The organism is Streptomyces venezuelae (assembly GCF_008642375.1).
In the GTDB taxonomy this organism is placed as follows: Bacteria; Actinomycetota; Actinomycetes; order Streptomycetales; family Streptomycetaceae; genus Streptomyces; species Streptomyces venezuelae_G.
This window is the reverse complement of record NZ_CP029194.1, coordinates 953,531-968,098: the sequence shown is the minus strand read 5'-3', so window position 1 is coordinate 968,098 and position 14,568 is coordinate 953,531. Positions and strand designations below refer to the sequence as shown.

13 protein-coding genes are annotated in these 14,568 nt (G+C 73.8%); 7 read left to right on the top strand and 6 right to left on the bottom strand.

Going from position 1 to position 14,568, the window contains the following annotated elements:
* Nucleotides 1-78: 78 nt before the first annotated feature.
* Nucleotides 79-2,928, top strand: a complete 2,850-nt coding sequence (locus DEJ46_RS04150; protein ID WP_150264221.1) for a type 2 lanthipeptide synthetase LanM family protein — start codon at nt 79-81, stop codon at nt 2,926-2,928.
* Entirely contained in the window at nt 2,925-3,413 is a 489-nt protein-coding gene (locus tag DEJ46_RS04145) for a hypothetical protein (protein ID WP_150264220.1), read from the top strand. Before DEJ46_RS04150 ends, DEJ46_RS04145 begins: the two co-directional genes overlap by 4 nt.
* 147 nt (nt 3,414-3,560) lie before the next feature.
* Here DEJ46_RS04145 and DEJ46_RS04140 read toward each other — a convergent pair whose 3' ends face one another.
* Nucleotides 3,561-3,779, bottom strand: a complete 219-nt coding sequence (locus DEJ46_RS04140; RefSeq protein WP_150264219.1) for a dodecin — start codon at nt 3,777-3,779, stop codon at nt 3,561-3,563.
* A 278-nt stretch (nt 3,780-4,057) separates the two neighbouring features.
* Here DEJ46_RS04140 and DEJ46_RS04135 point away from each other — a divergent pair, with 278 nt between their 5' ends.
* The 3 genes from DEJ46_RS04135 to DEJ46_RS04125 all read left to right on the top strand — a co-directional run bounded on the left by DEJ46_RS04135 (nt 4,058) and on the right by DEJ46_RS04125 (nt 7,314).
* Nucleotides 4,058-5,305: an extracellular solute-binding protein gene (locus DEJ46_RS04135; protein WP_150264218.1), complete on the top strand. Its 1,248-nt coding sequence runs from the start codon at nt 4,058-4,060 to the stop codon at nt 5,303-5,305.
* A 138-nt stretch (nt 5,306-5,443) separates the two neighbouring features.
* On the top strand, nt 5,444-6,310 hold the full coding sequence (locus DEJ46_RS04130; protein ID WP_150264217.1) for a GNAT family N-acetyltransferase: 867 nt from the start codon (nt 5,444-5,446) through the stop codon (nt 6,308-6,310).
* Nucleotides 6,307-7,314 (top strand): lysophospholipid acyltransferase family protein, encoded by a 1,008-nt coding sequence (locus DEJ46_RS04125; protein WP_150264216.1) that lies wholly within the window; start codon nt 6,307-6,309, stop codon nt 7,312-7,314. The genes DEJ46_RS04130 and DEJ46_RS04125 overlap by 4 nt, the downstream gene beginning before the upstream one ends.
* Here the strand turns inward: DEJ46_RS04125 and egtD are convergent.
* From egtD to egtA, 4 genes are read right to left on the bottom strand one after another with little or no spacing between them, the layout of a single operon-like run.
* On the bottom strand, nt 7,209-8,174 hold the full coding sequence (egtD, locus tag DEJ46_RS04120; protein ID WP_150264215.1) for an L-histidine N(alpha)-methyltransferase: 966 nt from the start codon (nt 8,172-8,174) through the stop codon (nt 7,209-7,211). The genes DEJ46_RS04125 and egtD overlap by 106 nt on opposite strands.
* The gene (egtC, locus tag DEJ46_RS04115) at nt 8,171-8,923 is read right to left on the bottom strand and encodes an ergothioneine biosynthesis protein EgtC (protein WP_150264214.1); all 753 of its coding nucleotides are present in this window, start codon (nt 8,921-8,923) and stop codon (nt 8,171-8,173) included. The genes egtD and egtC overlap by 4 nt, the downstream gene beginning before the upstream one ends.
* Nucleotides 8,923-10,257 carry an ergothioneine biosynthesis protein EgtB gene (egtB, locus tag DEJ46_RS04110; RefSeq protein ID WP_150264213.1) on the bottom strand — a complete coding sequence of 445 codons (1,335 nt, stop codon included), beginning with the start codon at nt 10,255-10,257 and terminating at the stop codon, nt 8,923-8,925. Before egtB ends, egtC begins: the two co-directional genes overlap by 1 nt.
* Entirely contained in the window at nt 10,254-11,513 is a 1,260-nt protein-coding gene (gene egtA, locus DEJ46_RS04105) for an ergothioneine biosynthesis glutamate--cysteine ligase EgtA (RefSeq protein WP_150264212.1), read from the bottom strand. The genes egtB and egtA overlap by 4 nt, the downstream gene beginning before the upstream one ends.
* A gap of 212 nt (nt 11,514-11,725) precedes the next feature.
* Here egtA and DEJ46_RS04100 point away from each other — a divergent pair, with 212 nt between their 5' ends.
* Nucleotides 11,726-12,556 (top strand): TIGR02452 family protein, encoded by an 831-nt coding sequence (locus DEJ46_RS04100; RefSeq protein ID WP_150264211.1) that lies wholly within the window; start codon nt 11,726-11,728, stop codon nt 12,554-12,556.
* Nucleotides 12,557-12,635: 79 nt separating this feature from the next.
* Nucleotides 12,636-12,806 (top strand): hypothetical protein, encoded by a 171-nt coding sequence (locus DEJ46_RS04095; RefSeq protein ID WP_223834493.1) that lies wholly within the window; start codon nt 12,636-12,638, stop codon nt 12,804-12,806.
* Nucleotides 12,807-13,101: 295 nt separating this feature from the next.
* On the opposite strand, the gene DEJ46_RS04090 is transcribed toward DEJ46_RS04095, so the two are convergent.
* Nucleotides 13,102-14,511, bottom strand: a complete 1,410-nt coding sequence (locus DEJ46_RS04090; protein WP_150264210.1) for a flotillin family protein — start codon at nt 14,509-14,511, stop codon at nt 13,102-13,104.
* Nucleotides 14,512-14,568 lie beyond the last annotated feature (57 nt).

The following is a 14,568-nucleotide window of genomic DNA, read 5'->3' as shown; positions in this document are numbered from 1 at the left end:
GAGCCCGCACGGGCTCCCCGGCCCGCGTCACCACCGCAGGCCAGATCACGCGCACCAGGCGCCAGGAGAGGATGCAGCATGGGGGAACCGGTGGCAGCGGCCGGCCCGGCCGACGGAGCGCCGCCCGAGGGATGGTTCGCCGCACCGGTGAACACCTTCGCAGGCCCGCTGTTCGCGGAGCTGGACGACCGGATCCCGGAGGTCGCCGGGCTGGCCGCCGACGAGCGGGCGGTACTGCGCGAGGCGGCGCGCGAGGCCCTCGGCCGCACGCTGCAGCTCCGGCTCAACCGGGTGCTCCTGCTGGAGCTGCGGGCCGCCGCCCTGGCCGGCGAACTGCCCGGAGCGGACTCGGCCGCCCGCTGGGACTCCTTCCTCCGGCACGCCTCCGCCCCCGCGTTCACCGAGACCCTGCACCGGCGCTACCCGGCGCTGCTCGACCGGGCCTTCGCCGCCGGGCGCCTCCTGATCGAGGGCGCGCTGGAACTGGGCGCACGGCTCGCCGCGGACCGGGAGGCCGTCGCCGGCCTGCTCGGCGAGGACCCGGGCCCCCTGCGCGGCCTGGAGCTCGCCCGCGGGGACACGCACCACGGAGGGCGCGCGGTCGCCCGGGTGCTCTTCGAGACGGGCAGCGTCATGTACAAGCCGCGGCCGACGGAGGTGGACGCGGCGCTGCGCTCCTTCGTCGCCGCCGTCCCCGGCGCCGAGGACCTGGGGGTGCCGAGGGTCGTGGTCCGCGAAGGCTACGGCTGGGCCGAACACCTCGGTCACCACTACTGCCGGGACGAGGCGGAACTCGCCCGCTTCTACCGAGCCCTGGGCGGATGGCTCGCGGTGATGCGACTCCTCGGCGGGACCGACCTGCACGCCGAGAACCTGGTGGCCCACGGCCCCGTGCCCGCCGTGGTCGACGCCGAGGCGCTGTTCACCCCCGATGTCGAGGTTCCGCCGAGCGGGCGCGGCGACGCCGTCGACCAGGCGGCCCGGACGATCCGCAACACGGTGCTGCGCACCGGCATCCTGCCGCTCCGCACCGACGGCTACGCCCTCGCCGGCGTGGACCTCTCGGCCGCGGGCGGACTGCCCGGACAGCAGCCGCAGATCCGTGTCCCCGTCATCGCGGACGGAGGACTCGACACCGCCCGCATGGAGATCGGTGTGGTGGACCTGCCGCCGGCCGGCAACCACCCCAGCCCCGAGCCGGTGCTGATCCGTCACTGGGACCAGGTGCTCACCGGATTCGACAGGCTCACCGTGGCGCTCGCGAAACTCGACGCCGACGGTGAACTCGGCGCACTGATGACGGTGTTCGACGGCTGCCGGGTCCGCAGGATCCGACGGCCCACACAGACGTACACGGACATCGGCCGGATGCTCTGGCACCCGGCCTCGCTGCACGACCCCGAAGCCGCCCTGGCGCGGGCCCGGGACATCCTCCACCGCAACGCCCTCGCCGCCCCGGGCGCACCCCGCGAACCCGCGGTGATCGACGCGGAGATCGCGGACCTGCTGATCGGTGACGTCCCCGTGTTCGGCGAACGGGTGGACGGACAGCGGCTCGCCGCCTTCCTGACCGACTGGCGGCAGACGGACCTCACCCGCGAGCGCGACACCATCCGCAGCGCGCTGGTCGGTGCCTACCTGAACGAGCGGCAGCTCCCGGACCGCGTGCGGACGCCTGCCCGGTCGCCGGGCGCCGAGGACCTGGACCGGCGCCGCCGCTCCCTGGCGGCCGCGGCCGTGGACACGATCTGCGCGGCGGCCGTGCGCGGCAGCGACGCCACGGCGACCTGGATCAGTCCCGTACTGACGGACTACGGCTGGGCGGTCCGCCCGCTGGGCGCGGACCTCTACACCGGCCAGGGCGGCGTCGCCCTCGCCCTCGCCGAGTACCTGCGGGAGCAGCGGGCGGGCCGGGCCGACCCGGTGGCCGACGTCGAGCCGGTACTGGCCGGCACCCTGGAGGTGCTGGCCGCCACCGAGGACACCATGCCGACCAGCCGGCTCGGCGGGTTCACCGGGATCGCCTCGCAGGTGTGGACCTGGGCGGCCCTCCACCGTGTCCTCGGGACGCCGGGACCGCTCGACCGCGCCCGCGCCAGGGCCGCGCTGCTGACCCCGGAGGCCATCGCCGAGGACCGGGCGCTCGACGTGCTCGGTGGCGTGGCCGGGGTGATCGTCCCCCTGCTCGACCTCGCCGAACTCACCGACGAGGAAAGGTGGATGGACGTCGCCGCCGAGGCCGGGCGGCGGCTGGAAGGGACCGCGGTCGTCGACGACCGCGGAGCACGGTGGTCCACCGTGATGTTCCCGGAGGGCATCGGCGGATTCGCCCACGGCGCCACCGGCGCCGGCTGGGCGCTGACCAGGCTCGCCCTCTCCGCCGCCGGGAGCGCGGCCGACCGGCGCCGATGGTACGAACTCGGCGCTCTGGCGCATGACTTCGAAGAGTCCTTGTACGCGCCGGAGGTACGGGCCTGGGCCGACGCGCGGGTCGGAGGAGAGGTCGACCATCCGACCGCGTGGTGTCACGGCAGTACGGGCATCGGCCTGGCCGCCGTCGATCTCCACGGGCGCACCGGCGACCCCCGCCATCTGGACACCGCGCTCCGCTCGGGACCGGCGGGCCTGCGGGAGGGCTTCGGCTGGAGCCACACCCTCTGCCACGGCGACCTCGGACTCCGGGAGCTCCTCCACCGCCTGCGCGGCCTGAAGGGATACGAGGGCCCGTCCGCCGCGCAGGCCGACGCGGAGCTGCTCACCGGCATCGAGCAGCGCGGTCCGGTCGGCGGCCTCGCGAAGGAGGCGTTCGCACCGGGGCTGCTCCCGGGACTGTCCGGGGTGGTGCACCAGCTGCTGCGGATGCACCCGGACGCCAGGCTGAGCTCGCCGCTCCTCCTGGCCCTCCCGGCTCCTACGCTGGGGGCGTGACACGCGACAACCGGCCGCTGGCCGTCTTCGACCTGGACAACACCCTCTCCGCGACCGCCCATCGCCAGCACTTCCTGGAGGGCCGGCCCAAGAACTGGGACGGCTTCTTCGCGGCGGCGCCCGACGATCCGCCGCTGGAGGAGGGCGTCGCGCTGTGCCGGAAGGCGGCGGAGGAGTGCGAGGTGGTCTATCTGACCGGGCGGCCGGAGCGGTGCCGCCGGGCCACCCTGGCCTGGCTGGCCGCGCAGGGCCTGCCGGAGGGGCGGATCCACATGCGGAGCAACCGCGACTTCCGCCCGGCCCGGGTGACCAAGGTGGAGGTCCTGCGGCGGCTGGCCGCCGACCGCGAGGTCCGGATGCTCGTCGACGACGACGCGCTGGTGTGCGACGCGGCGGAGGCGGCGGGGTTCCGCGTCGTGCGCGCGGGCTGGGCGACTCCGTCGGAGGCGCTGACGGACGCCCAGGAGAAGGAGGGCCGGACCTGATCCCGGTGCTGACGGCCGGGCCGGCCGTGACCCGATGCCGGTTCTGATGCCCGGGCCGGCCGTGACCCGATTCCGGTCCTGATGCCCGGGCCTGACGCCGGATCTGGCCCAGGGCGGCATGGCCCCGGGCCGGGTTCCGGCCCCCGGTCAGGTCGTCTCGTCCTCCAGACGGAAGCCGACCTTCAGCCCGACCTGGTAATGCTCGATGGCGCCGTCGACGATGTGGCCGCGGACCTGCGTGACCTCGAACCAGTCGAGGCCGCGCAGCGTCTGGGAGGCGCGGTTGATGCCGTTGCGGATGGCTTCGTCGACGCCTTCGGTGGAGGTCCCGACGATCTCGGTGACGCGGTACGTGTGATTCGACATGGGGGCCGAACTCCTCTCGGTGCGTCCCTCCACCGTGCCCCAGGCCGCGTCGCCGCGCGACAGGACGGCCTCCGTACGACGCGCGGCCGATTACCGAGGGTAAGGATCAAGACCTCCCGTCCGGAGGCCGGAACGAGATGGTCAAGGACTTGACCACTTCGTTGGTCCAGACCAGAATCCAGGCCACATACCCGCGCGAACACCCCGTTCGGTCCCCCCACGTCGGGTCAGCCCCCAATGCCGCACGAACCTGTGCAGAACAGCAGAAGGTGACCTACGTGAAGAACCGCCATCTCGCCTGCCCCTTGGCAGTCGCCACCGCGCTCGCGCTCACCGGGTGCGGGATGCTGCCGGGCGGGGGCCAGACGAAGACCGTCAGCATCTGGCTCATGCGGGACAGCGCCAGCGAGGACTTCCTCACGCGTTTCACCGAGGCCTACGAGGAAGAGCACGACGGGGTCGAGCTCGACATCACGATCCAGGACTGGACCGGCATCGGGAAGAAGGTCACCGAGGCCATCGAGGGCTCCGGCGGACCCGACGTGATCGAGGTCGGCAACACCCAGGTCGCCCAGTACGCCGACACCGAGAAGCTCTACGACCTCACCCTGGAGTCCGTCCGCGACCTCGGCAGCGAGGACTGGCTCCCGGGTCTCGCCGAGCCGGGCAGCATCAACGGTTCCCAGTACGGCATCCCCTGGTACGCGGCCAACCGCATCGTCATCTACAACAAGGACCTGTTCCAGGACGCCGGGATCGACAAGCCCCCGGTCACCCAGGCCGAATGGCTCGCCGACACCGAGAAGCTCAACCGCGGCGGCGCCCAGGGCATCTACCTCGCAGGCCAGGACTGGTACACCCTCTCCGGCTTCATCTGGGACGAGGGCGGCGAACTCGCCGTCGACAAGGGCGGCGAGTGGACCGGCGCCCTCGGCAGCCCCGCGGCCCTGCGCGGCATGGACTTCTACAAGAAGCTCCAGTCCCTCGGCACCGGCCCCAAGAACGCCGACGAGCAGAACCCTCCGCAGGCCGACGTCTTCGCCAAGGGCGACGTCGCCCAGATCATCGCCACGCCCAGCGCCGTCGCGTCGATCCTCAAGGCCAACCCGGCCCTCAAGGACAAGCTCGGCTACTTCGCGATACCCGGCAAGAAGGCCGACCGGCCCTGCGTCGTCTTCACCGGCGGCTCCGACCTCATCATCCCGGAGAACGCGCCCCAGCGCGGCGCCGCCCTGGACGTCGTCAAGGCGCTCGCCGGCGAGAAGTGGCAGACCGAACTCGCCCGCGCCATGGGATACGTGCCCAACAAGAAGGGGCTCGCCTCCGTCGTCTCCGGCCAGGAGGCGACCGCCGTCATGGCGGCGGCCGCCGCACGCGGCCGGGCCACTCCCAACTCCCCGCAGTGGGCGAACGTCGAGGCCGACAACCCCATCAAGCCGTACATGACGGCCGTCCTCCAGGGCGAGGACCCGAAGGAGGCCGCCGAGAAGGCCTCGGCGGAGATCTCGGACACGCTCGCCGAATAGCATTCAGCGTTCGCACATCCGCGAGCCCCCGGACGGTCATGTCGAATCCAGCCGGTGACGGAAGAAGTAGGGAGCCGGGCCACCGCTCACGCGGCCCGGTCCCGCCCCTTCCCCTTCCGTCCGCCGGAGGAGCCCGACATGACCGCACCGTCGCCCACGCTCGCCGTCCCCGCCGGGACCGGGGCCCTCACCACCGGGGCCCTCACCACCGGGTCCGTTCCCGCCGGAACGGGATCCGTCCCCGCCCAGCCCCAGGCCCGCGCCGAGCAGCCCGCACCCCGGTACGTGGTCGGCCTCGCCCGTGACCAGGAGGACGTACGAGCCGCCCAGCGGCTGCGCCACCAGGTCTTCGCCGGCGAACTGGGCGCCCGGCTCGACGGACCCGAACCCGGCCTCGACTCCGACGCCTTCGACGCATACTGCGACCACCTGCTCGTACGGGACGAGGCCACCGGCGACGTCGTCGGCACCTACCGGATCCTGCCGCCCGAGCGGGCCGCCGTCGCCGGCCGCCTCTACTCCGAGAGCGAGTTCGACCTCACCCGGCTCGCCCCCGTCCGCCACGACCTCGTGGAGGTCGGCCGGTCCTGCGTGCACCCCGCCCACCGCAACGGCGCCGTCATCTCCCTCATCTGGGCCGGGCTCGCCCGCTACATGACCCGGACCGGCCACAACTGGCTCGCCGGCTGCTGTTCGATCCCCCTCGCCGACGGCGGCACCCTCGCCGCCGCCACCTGGGACGCCGTCAAGGCCAAGCACCTCGCCCCCGAGGAGTACTGGGTCACCCCGCACAGGCTCTGGAACGCCGACGGCGTCGCCCGCCCCGAAGGCCGCACCGAACTCCCGCCCCTGCTGCGCGGCTACCTCCGCCTCGGGGCCTGGGTCTGCGGCGCCCCCGCCCACGACCCCGACTTCGGCGTCGCCGACCTGTACGTCCTGCTCTCCCTGCGCCGCACCAACCCGCGCTACCTCAACCACTTCCTGTCGCTCGTCCCCGCCCCGTGACCGGCACCACGGCACTCTCGCCGTGGCTCCCCACGGCCCCCTGCACCCCTGCCCGCTGCGCCGCCCACCCGGACCCGGGCGCCGGCAGCACGGCCCGCGCGGCGGGCGCCGCCCTGGCCGCGGCGCGGCTGGCCGCCGGGATCGTCACGGTCCTCCTCGGCGTCCTGTGCGTACCGGCCGCCCGGGTCCTGCCGGCGCCGGCACGGCTCGCCCTCGTCCGGTACTGGGTACGGGCCGTCGTCCGCGCCTTCGGCGTGCGCGCCCGCTTCTCCGGGCTCCCCGCCCCTGCCGGACGGCCGCTCCTCGTCGTCGCCAACCACGTCTCCTGGCTGGACATCCCGCTTCTCGCGGCCGTCCTCCCCGGCCGGATGGTCGCCAAGACCGAGGTACGGCAGTGGCCGGTCCTCGGCGCGCTCGCCGTGCTCGGGGGGACCCTCTTCATCGACCGGGACCGGCTCAGGGCCCTGCCCGGCACCGTACGCGCGATGGCCGCGGTGCTCGCGGGCGGCGGCCGGGTGATCGTCTTCCCCGAGGGGTCGACCTGGTGCGGACGGGCCGGGGGCCGCTTCCGGCCGGCCGCCTTCCAGGCCGCGCTGGACGGCGGGGCCGACGTCCAGCCCGTACGGATCGACTACCGGCCCACCGATGCCGCCGCCTACGTCGGGGACGACCCGTTGGGCGCCTCCCTGTGGCGGCTCGTCGCCACCCGCGGGGTCACCGCCGACGTACGGCTGCTGGAACCGATACCGGCTGCCCGCCACCCGGACCGCCGCTCCCTGGCCGCCGCGGCCCAGCGGGCCGTCGCGGAGGCCGGGACCGCCGCCCCTCAGCGTGCCGTCCCTCAGCGCGCCGTCCTCCGTCGCGCCGCTCCGCGCGCTTCCGCTCCCCTCGTCGTCGCTCAGCGGGCCGTCGCGAGCGAGAGGGCGAACCTGCCCTCGTCGTCCGTCCACCAGCGGGAGAGATCGAGCCCCGCCTCCGCCAGCTCGTCCCGCACCCCCGCCTGACGGAACTTCGCCGACACCTCCGTCCGTACCTCCTCGCCCGCCGCGAAGGGCACCACGAGATCCAGTTCGGGGATCTTCACCGTGAGGGAGTGCCGCGCGCGCAGCCGCATCTCGATCCACTCGCGGTCCCGGTCCCAGAGCGCCACGTGGTCGAAGTCGCCCGGATCCGCGTCGGCGCCGAGCTCCCGGTCGATCACGGACAGCACGTTCTTGTTGAACGCGGCCGTCACCCCGGCCGCGTCGTCGTAGGCGGCGACGAGCGTCTGCTCGTCCTTCACCAGGTCCGTGCCGAGCAGCAGCGCGTCGCCCGGGGTGAGCATCGCCCGGACCGAGCGCAGGAAGGTCCGCCGCTCGGAGGGGAGCAGATTGCCGATCGTGCCGCCGAGGAACGCGACCAGGCGCGGGCCGGGTGTCCCCGGCAGCGCGAGCCCCCGGGTGAAGTCGGCGACCAGGGCGTGCACGCTCAGCTCCGGCCGGTCCGCGAGCAGGGACTCGGCCGCCCCGGTCAGCGCGGACTCGCTCACGTCCACGGGTACATAGCTGTCCAGACCGGGAAGGAGCGCGTCGATCAGGAACCGGGTCTTCTCGGAGGAGCCCGAGCCCAGCTCGACCAGGGTCCTGGCCCCGGTGGCCGCGGCGATCTCCGGCGCCCGGGCGATCAGGATCTCCCGCTCGGCCCGGGTCGGGTAGTACTCGGGCAGCCGGGTGATCTCCTCGAACAGCTCGCTGCCCCGGGCGTCGTAGAACCACTTCGGCGGCAGCGTCTTGGGGGAGCGGGTCAGCCCGTGCAGGACGTCGGTGCGCAGATCGGCGCCCGCGGCGTCGGGGGCGAGGGTACGGGTCAGCTGGAACGGGCTCACGCGGACGGCTCCTTGAGCGGGGTGAGGGTGACGTCGCCGCGGTCGGCGGTCACGAGCGTGTGCTCGGGGACCTCGCGCCACCGTGGATCGTCGTCGTACGGTTCGGAGGCCACGACCACACGGTCGGGGCCCGTCAGGTACCAGTGGCTGTTCCCCCAGGCCGCCGCGGTGACGGTGGTGCCGTCGGTGAGCAGCAGGTTCAGCGAGGAGCCGGGCGCCGCCCCGGCGACCTCCCGGACCGTGTCGGCGAGGGCCGTCCCCGGTGCGTCCCCGGCCCGCAGCCGGTGCAGGACGAGCGCCCAGATCAGCGCCGAGTCGCTGCGCGCCTCAAGACCCAGCAGCGCCTCGGCCGGGAGCGCGCCGGCCGTGGCGGCCAGGGAGCCGGGCCAGCCGCTGACGGCGCCGTTGTGGCTGAACAGCCAGGGGCCGGCGGTGAACGGAGCCGCCGCGGCCTCCCCGTCGGCGCCGGGCGAGGTGGCGCCCCGTACCGCCGCGAGCAGCGCCCCGGTGCGGACCACCCGGGCGAGGTCCGCGAAGGAGAGGTCGCTCCAGATGGGTCCCGCCCGCCGGTACCGCGCGGGCACCGGATCGCCCTCCGCGTACCAGCCCACCCCGAAGCCGTCGGCGTTCACGACACCGCTCGTCTGGTGACGAGGCTCCCAGGACTGGCGCAGCAGGGCGTGCTCCGGCCGGACCAGCAGCTCACCCAGCGTCACAGGCCCGCCCACGTACGCGAGATGACGGCACATCAGTCGAGCTCCGCGGTCCGCGCCGTACGGAAGCCCGAGAAGATCTGGCGCCGCACGGGCAGGTCCCAGTTGCGGAAGGTGCCCCGGCAGGCGACCGGGTCCACCGCGAACGACCCGCCCCGCAGGACCTTGTGCTCCGGTCCGAAGAAGACCTCCGAGTACTCCTTGTACGGGAAGGCCGTGAAGCCCGGGTACGGCAGGAAGTCGCTCGCCGTCCACTCCCACACGTCACCGATCAACTGCCTCACCCCGAGCGGCGATGCGCCCTCCGGGTAGCTGCCCGCGGCCGCCGGGCGCAGGTGCCGCTGCCCGAGGTTCGCGTGCTCGGGGCCGGGATCGGCGTCGCCCCAGGGGTAGCGGCGCGAGCGTCCCGAGACCGGGTCGTACCGGGCGGCCTTCTCCCACTCGGCCTCGGTGGGGAGCCGGCGTCCGGCCCAGCGCGCGCAGGCGTCCGCCTCGTACCAGCTCACGTGCAGGACCGGCTCGTCCAGGGGTACGGGCTCGGTCACCCCGAAGCGGCGGCGCAGCCACTGTCCGCCGTCCCGGCTCCAGAAGAGCGGCGCCCCGATGCCGTGCTCCCGGATCTGGGCCCAGCCCTCGGGCCGCCACCAGCGCCGGTCCGTGTAGCCGCCGTCCGCCATGAAGGCGAGATAGGCGCCGTTCGTGACGGGGGTGGTGTCGACGAAGAACGCCGGAACGATCCGGGCGTGGGCGGGACGCTCGTTGTCGAGGGCCCACGGCTCGTCCGAGGTGCCCATCGTGAACGGGCCGCCGGGGACGAGGACTTCGGGAGGGAGCGGACCGGAGCGCGAGACCGGCGGTGGGGGAGCGGTGAGTGCCGCCGGTCCCTTGCGCAGCTGATGAGTGATCAGCATGGTCTCGTCGTGCTGCTGTTCGTGCTGGGCGATCATGCCGAAGGCGAAGCCGTCGTCGAGCAGCGGCCGCCCCTCCAGTGGGGCGCTCTCCAGCACGTCGAGGATCCGCAGGCGCACGTCCGCCGCGTAGGCGCGGGCCTCGCCCGGCGGGAGCAGCGGCAGCGAGGGGCGGGAGGCGCGCGGGTGTTCGAAGGCGTCGTAGAGGGAGTCGATCTCCGGGCGCAGCGCGTCCCGCCCCGCGACGGCCCGCCACAGCCACTGCTCCTCCTGGTTGCCGATGTGCGCCAGGTCCCAGACCAGTGGCGACATCAACGGCGAGTGCTGGGCCGTGAGTTCGTCGTCCTCGACGCAGGACGTGAGGAGGGCCGTGCGCTCGCGCGCGAGCGTCAGGGCGTCCAGGGCCCGCGCGCGCAGTGCCTCCGGATCGATCCCCGGAGCGCGATCCGTCGTCCCGGTCATGACGTCACCACCTGCAGCTCGTCGGCGGGGCAGCCCCCAGGGATCACGTACCGCTCCTGGAAGGCGGCGACGGCCCGCCGTACCTTCTCGCTCGCCCCGATCCGGGGCAGTGCGTCGAGGGCAGCCGAGAAGACCGCGCGGGCGGCGGAGTGCAGCCCGGGGTCGGCGAGGCCGTCCCGCGCCGCCGCCAGCCACAGCGGATTGCGCGGCGCCGGCCCCGGCCCGGCCCGCTCCGCGAGGGGTTCGACCGCCCGGTGCACGGCCTCGGCCGCCTCCGGGTCCTCGAAGACGGCCGTCGTCACGGCCACCGGCACCATCCAGCCGTCCGGGCCGGGCTGCGCGTCGATCATCCGCAGCTCCAGATGGCCGCGCGGCCGGACCGGCGGGAAGAGCGTCGTCACGTGGTAGTTCAGGTCGTCGAGGCCCGCGGGGCGGGGGAGACCGGTGCGCAGCCACTCGCGGAAGGTCAGCCCCTCCGGTACCGCCCACGGTCCCTCGGCAGCCCGTACGCACATCACCGGGGTGTCCAGGACGTGCGCGGTCCACTCGTCGCGGGGCTTACCGTCCGCCAGGGGCGCGAGGGCCCGCCGCGGGTCGAGCTCCGTCCACAGCGCCTGCCGCGTCGAGCGCCAGCCGGTCCGACGGCCGCCGTGCTGCGGGGAGTTGGCGAAGACCGCGACGAGCACCGCGCCGAGGACATGGGCCAGCCGCCAGCGCCGGTGATAGCCGAGCGGACCCGGCTCGTCGAGACCGGCGTCGAGGCACACCTGCACGGAGGCCGAGTCGCACATCATCGCCCGGCCGGCCGGTCCCGTGCGGTCGAGTGCGATCTCCATGGCGTCGTACCGCGGCTCGTGGAGCACCCGGCCGCGCGGCGCGTGCCAGGGGTCCACCCCGTAACCGTTCAGGGTGAGACCGAGCGGTCCGAGCGCCTCCCGCACCGCACGCAGATCGGCGGCGAGCGAGTCGAGACACTCCATGAGCGATCCGGCCGGACGCGAACTGAGCTCCAGCTGACCGCCCGGTTCGAAGGTGAGCGACGAGACCAGCGGCAGGGACCGTACGGTGTCGAGCGCGGCGGCCAGCCTCGGCGGCCGTACGGGCAGACGCGGGTCGCGCAGATCATGGACGAGCCACTCCAGCTCCGCCCCCACCGTGCGGGGTGGACCTGTCTTGAAACAGATGCCGCGCAGTAGTTCCTCCGCCTCCGACTCGGTGAGTGCGGGGCCGCCACGCGGTGTGACACCTGCTGCCATCCGTGCACCTCCTGATCCACCGGACAGGCCCGGAAGGGCTGGCCCCGGATGCCGCTGCTTCCACCTAAAGCCACTGCCGACCCGCGTGCAAGAGCGCCCCACAGCGATCGCACGCGCCCCCTGTGCCCCCGTTGGACCGAAACTTCCCCCGGCGGCGGAAACCCCGGAAAATCCGTTGTCCCCGCCCAGGGGAAACGATCATGCTGGCGGTCATGAGCGCACGACTGCGCGAGATCGCGCGGCGGACCGAGGAGATCGTGGCCGCGGGCCGGTACCAGGCCCCCGACGGCCGGACCGTCTCCCTCACGGAAGACCTGACCGCAGCCCTGGCCGGAACCCGCCTCCACGGCCCCGAACCCGTCCCCGTCACCCCGAGCACCGATCGCACGGCCACCCTGGACGTCACGGGGGAGAGCAGCCTGGCCGCCGCGCGCCGGATGGTCTCCGCCGACCCCGCCCGCCCGGTCGCCGTCCTGAACTTCGCCTCCGCCCGCAACCCCGGCGGCGGCTACCTCAACGGCGCCCAGGCCCAGGAGGAGGCGCTCTGCCGGGCCTCCGCCCTCCACGCGACACTGCTGCGCGCCCCCGACTACTACGCCCACCACCGCGCGGACCCGGACGTGTTCTACACCGACCGGGTGATCCACTCGCCCCGCGTCCCGGTCTTCCGCGACGAACGCGGCGCGCTGCTCGACGAGCCGTTCACGGTCGGTTTCCTCACCTCGCCCGCACCCAACGCGGGCGTCGTCCGCCGCCGCACCCCCGAACGGGCCGGACAGCTCCCGGCGGCCCTGGCCGCCCGCGCCGAGCGGGTCCTGGAGACGGCGGCCGCGGCCGGCTACCGGCGGCTCGTGCTCGGAGCCTGGGGCTGTGGGGTGTTCAGGAACGACCCGGCGGTGGTCGCGGGCGCCTTCCGGGCACTGCTCATGGGCGAGGGCCGGTTCGCCGGCCACTTCGAGGAGATCGTCTTCGCCGTCCTGGACCGCTCCTCCGGCACACCGACGCTCGCCGCCTTCGCCCGGGTCTTCGACAGAACCGTCTGACATGCGGCTTTCGTCCTCCCGTGCGAGGCTGAGGGCATACGGACCACAGGTCCGAGACCCCTTCATGGGAGGCACGATCGTGGGCAAGAAACAGACCCGGACCAACCGAGGCGCCCGTACCGGAGGCCACGAGCACCGCACCGAGGCGGCCGCGAAGGAGAAGACCGCGGCAACCCCCACGAGAGAGCCGCAGATGCCGCTCGTGGAGCACGCGTCCCACCGCAAGGAGCGGAAGTTCGGCCACAACTGAGGCCCCGGCCCCGGCCCCGGCCGCAGCCGACGCCGACGCGCGGCTGACGCCGAAGGGCCACCGAGGCCAGGCCGGGCCACGCGTGCGGCCGAGAGGCGCACATGCGCCAGGCCATGCGTGAGACCGAGGCGCAAGGACGCCCGGCCTCCACCCCCAGGCCAGGGGATCGCACCAACGGGCCCGGCGCCGAAACGGCACCGGGCCCGTCGCGCGGGCCGACCGCGCCGGCCGACCCGCGCACCTCACTCGCCGCGTCGGCCTCACCCTGCCGGCCGCACCGCGGCTACCCCGTCGACTACTCCCCGTCGCCGACCGTGATCTCCACGCTCTCCTCCGGCCGCGGAGCCGGCGGCACCTTGCCCAGGTGCTCCGGCGCCCCCGGGTTCATCGTGGCGAGCAGCTGCCGGGCCAGACCGAGCCCGGTCCCGCCCATGGTCAGGGCCTTGGCGAAGACGTCCGCCATCCCGTCGGCGCCGTTCAGCAGCACCATCTGGTCGACGTTCCCGAAGGCGGACGCGCCGGCCGACACGATCTCCGGCCACTTCTCCGCCAGCTGCTGGGCGACGACGGCCTCCTGGTTCTCGGCGAGTGCCGCCGCACGGGCCTTGATCGACTCGGCCTCCGCCAGACCCTTCGCCCGCGTCGCCTCGGCGACGGCGAGCCCCTTCGCGTGCTGCGCCGCCGCCTCCGCCTCACCGGTGAGCCGGGTCGCCGTCGCCTTGGCCGCGCTCGCCAGCTCGGTCTCCTTCGCGTCGGCCTCGGCCGCCGAGATCCGGGCGTCACGCTCGGCCGCGGCCAGCGTCCGGGTCTCGTACGCCATGGCGTCGGCCGGCTTGCGGACCTCCGCCTGGAGCTGCTGCTCCTTGCGGTGGCCCTCCAGCTCGGCCACCCGGGTCTCCTGGACCACGACCTCCTGGCGCGAGGCCGCGTCGGCCAGCGGTCCGGCCTGCCGGGCCCGGGCCGAGGCCTGGTCCCGCTCGGCCTGGTAGCCCGCCTGGAGGATCTCGCTGTCCCGGGTCGCCTCCGACATGCGCGCCGCGGCCTGCTGCTCGGCCTCGGTCGCCCGCCGGTTCGCCTCCGCCTGCGCGATCCGCGCGTCCCGCTGGACGGCGGCGGCGTGCGGGGCGGCCAGGTTCTTGATGTAGCCGGTCGGGTCCTCGATCTCGTGGATCTGCAGCGAGTCGACGATCAGACCGAGCTTCTCCATCTCCGTGCCACAGGCCGAACGCGCCTGCCCGGTCAGCTTCTCCCGGTCACGGATCATGTCCTCCACGGTCAACCCGCCGACGATGGCGCGAAGATGACCGGCGAAGACGATGTGCACCCGCTCCGACATCAGCTTCTGCTGGTCGAGGAACCGGCGGGCGGCGTTGGCGATCGACACGAAGTCGTCACCCACCTTGAAGATCACCACACCGCGGACCTTGAGCGGAATGCCCTGGTGGGTGACGCACTCGACGGACAGCTGCGTCTCGTTGAGGTCGAGCGAGAGCTTGCGCACCGCCTGGACGCCGGGCATCACGAGGGTGCCGCGACCGGTGACGATCCGGAACCCCATCCCCGCGCCGAGGCCCTCGTTCTTGTGGTTGGAACCGGAGATGATCAGCGCCTCGTTGGGCTCCGCGACCCGCCACATCATCTTGAACACGACGATCAGAAGAGCGAAGGCGCCGACGACGACGCCCGCCAGAATGCCGATGCCCATGGGCAGTTCCCCCTTCACCGGAGCCGTGCGGATCCGGTGAAGGGAGTGTGCGCCCGT

Bases quoted from the DNA above. Each gene is read 5' to 3' on its own strand.
- DEJ46_RS04100 (WP_150264211.1), top strand. From the start codon at position 11,726: ATGAGCGCACGACTGCGCGAGATCGCGCGGCGGACCGAGGAGATCGTG.
- DEJ46_RS04140 (WP_150264219.1), bottom strand. From the start codon at position 3,779: ATGTCGAATCACACGTACCGCGTCACCGAGATCGTCGGGACCTCCACC.
- egtB (WP_150264213.1), bottom strand. From the start codon at position 10,257: ATGACCGGGACGACGGATCGCGCTCCGGGGATCGATCCGGAGGCACTG.
- DEJ46_RS04130 (WP_150264217.1), top strand. From the start codon at position 5,444: ATGACCGCACCGTCGCCCACGCTCGCCGTCCCCGCCGGGACCGGGGCC.
- DEJ46_RS04150 (WP_150264221.1), top strand. From the start codon at position 79: ATGGGGGAACCGGTGGCAGCGGCCGGCCCGGCCGACGGAGCGCCGCCC.
- egtA (WP_150264212.1), bottom strand. From the start codon at position 11,513: ATGGCAGCAGGTGTCACACCGCGTGGCGGCCCCGCACTCACCGAGTCG.
- egtC (WP_150264214.1), bottom strand. From the start codon at position 8,923: ATGTGCCGTCATCTCGCGTACGTGGGCGGGCCTGTGACGCTGGGTGAG.
- DEJ46_RS04090 (WP_150264210.1), bottom strand. From the start codon at position 14,511: ATGGGCATCGGCATTCTGGCGGGCGTCGTCGTCGGCGCCTTCGCTCTT.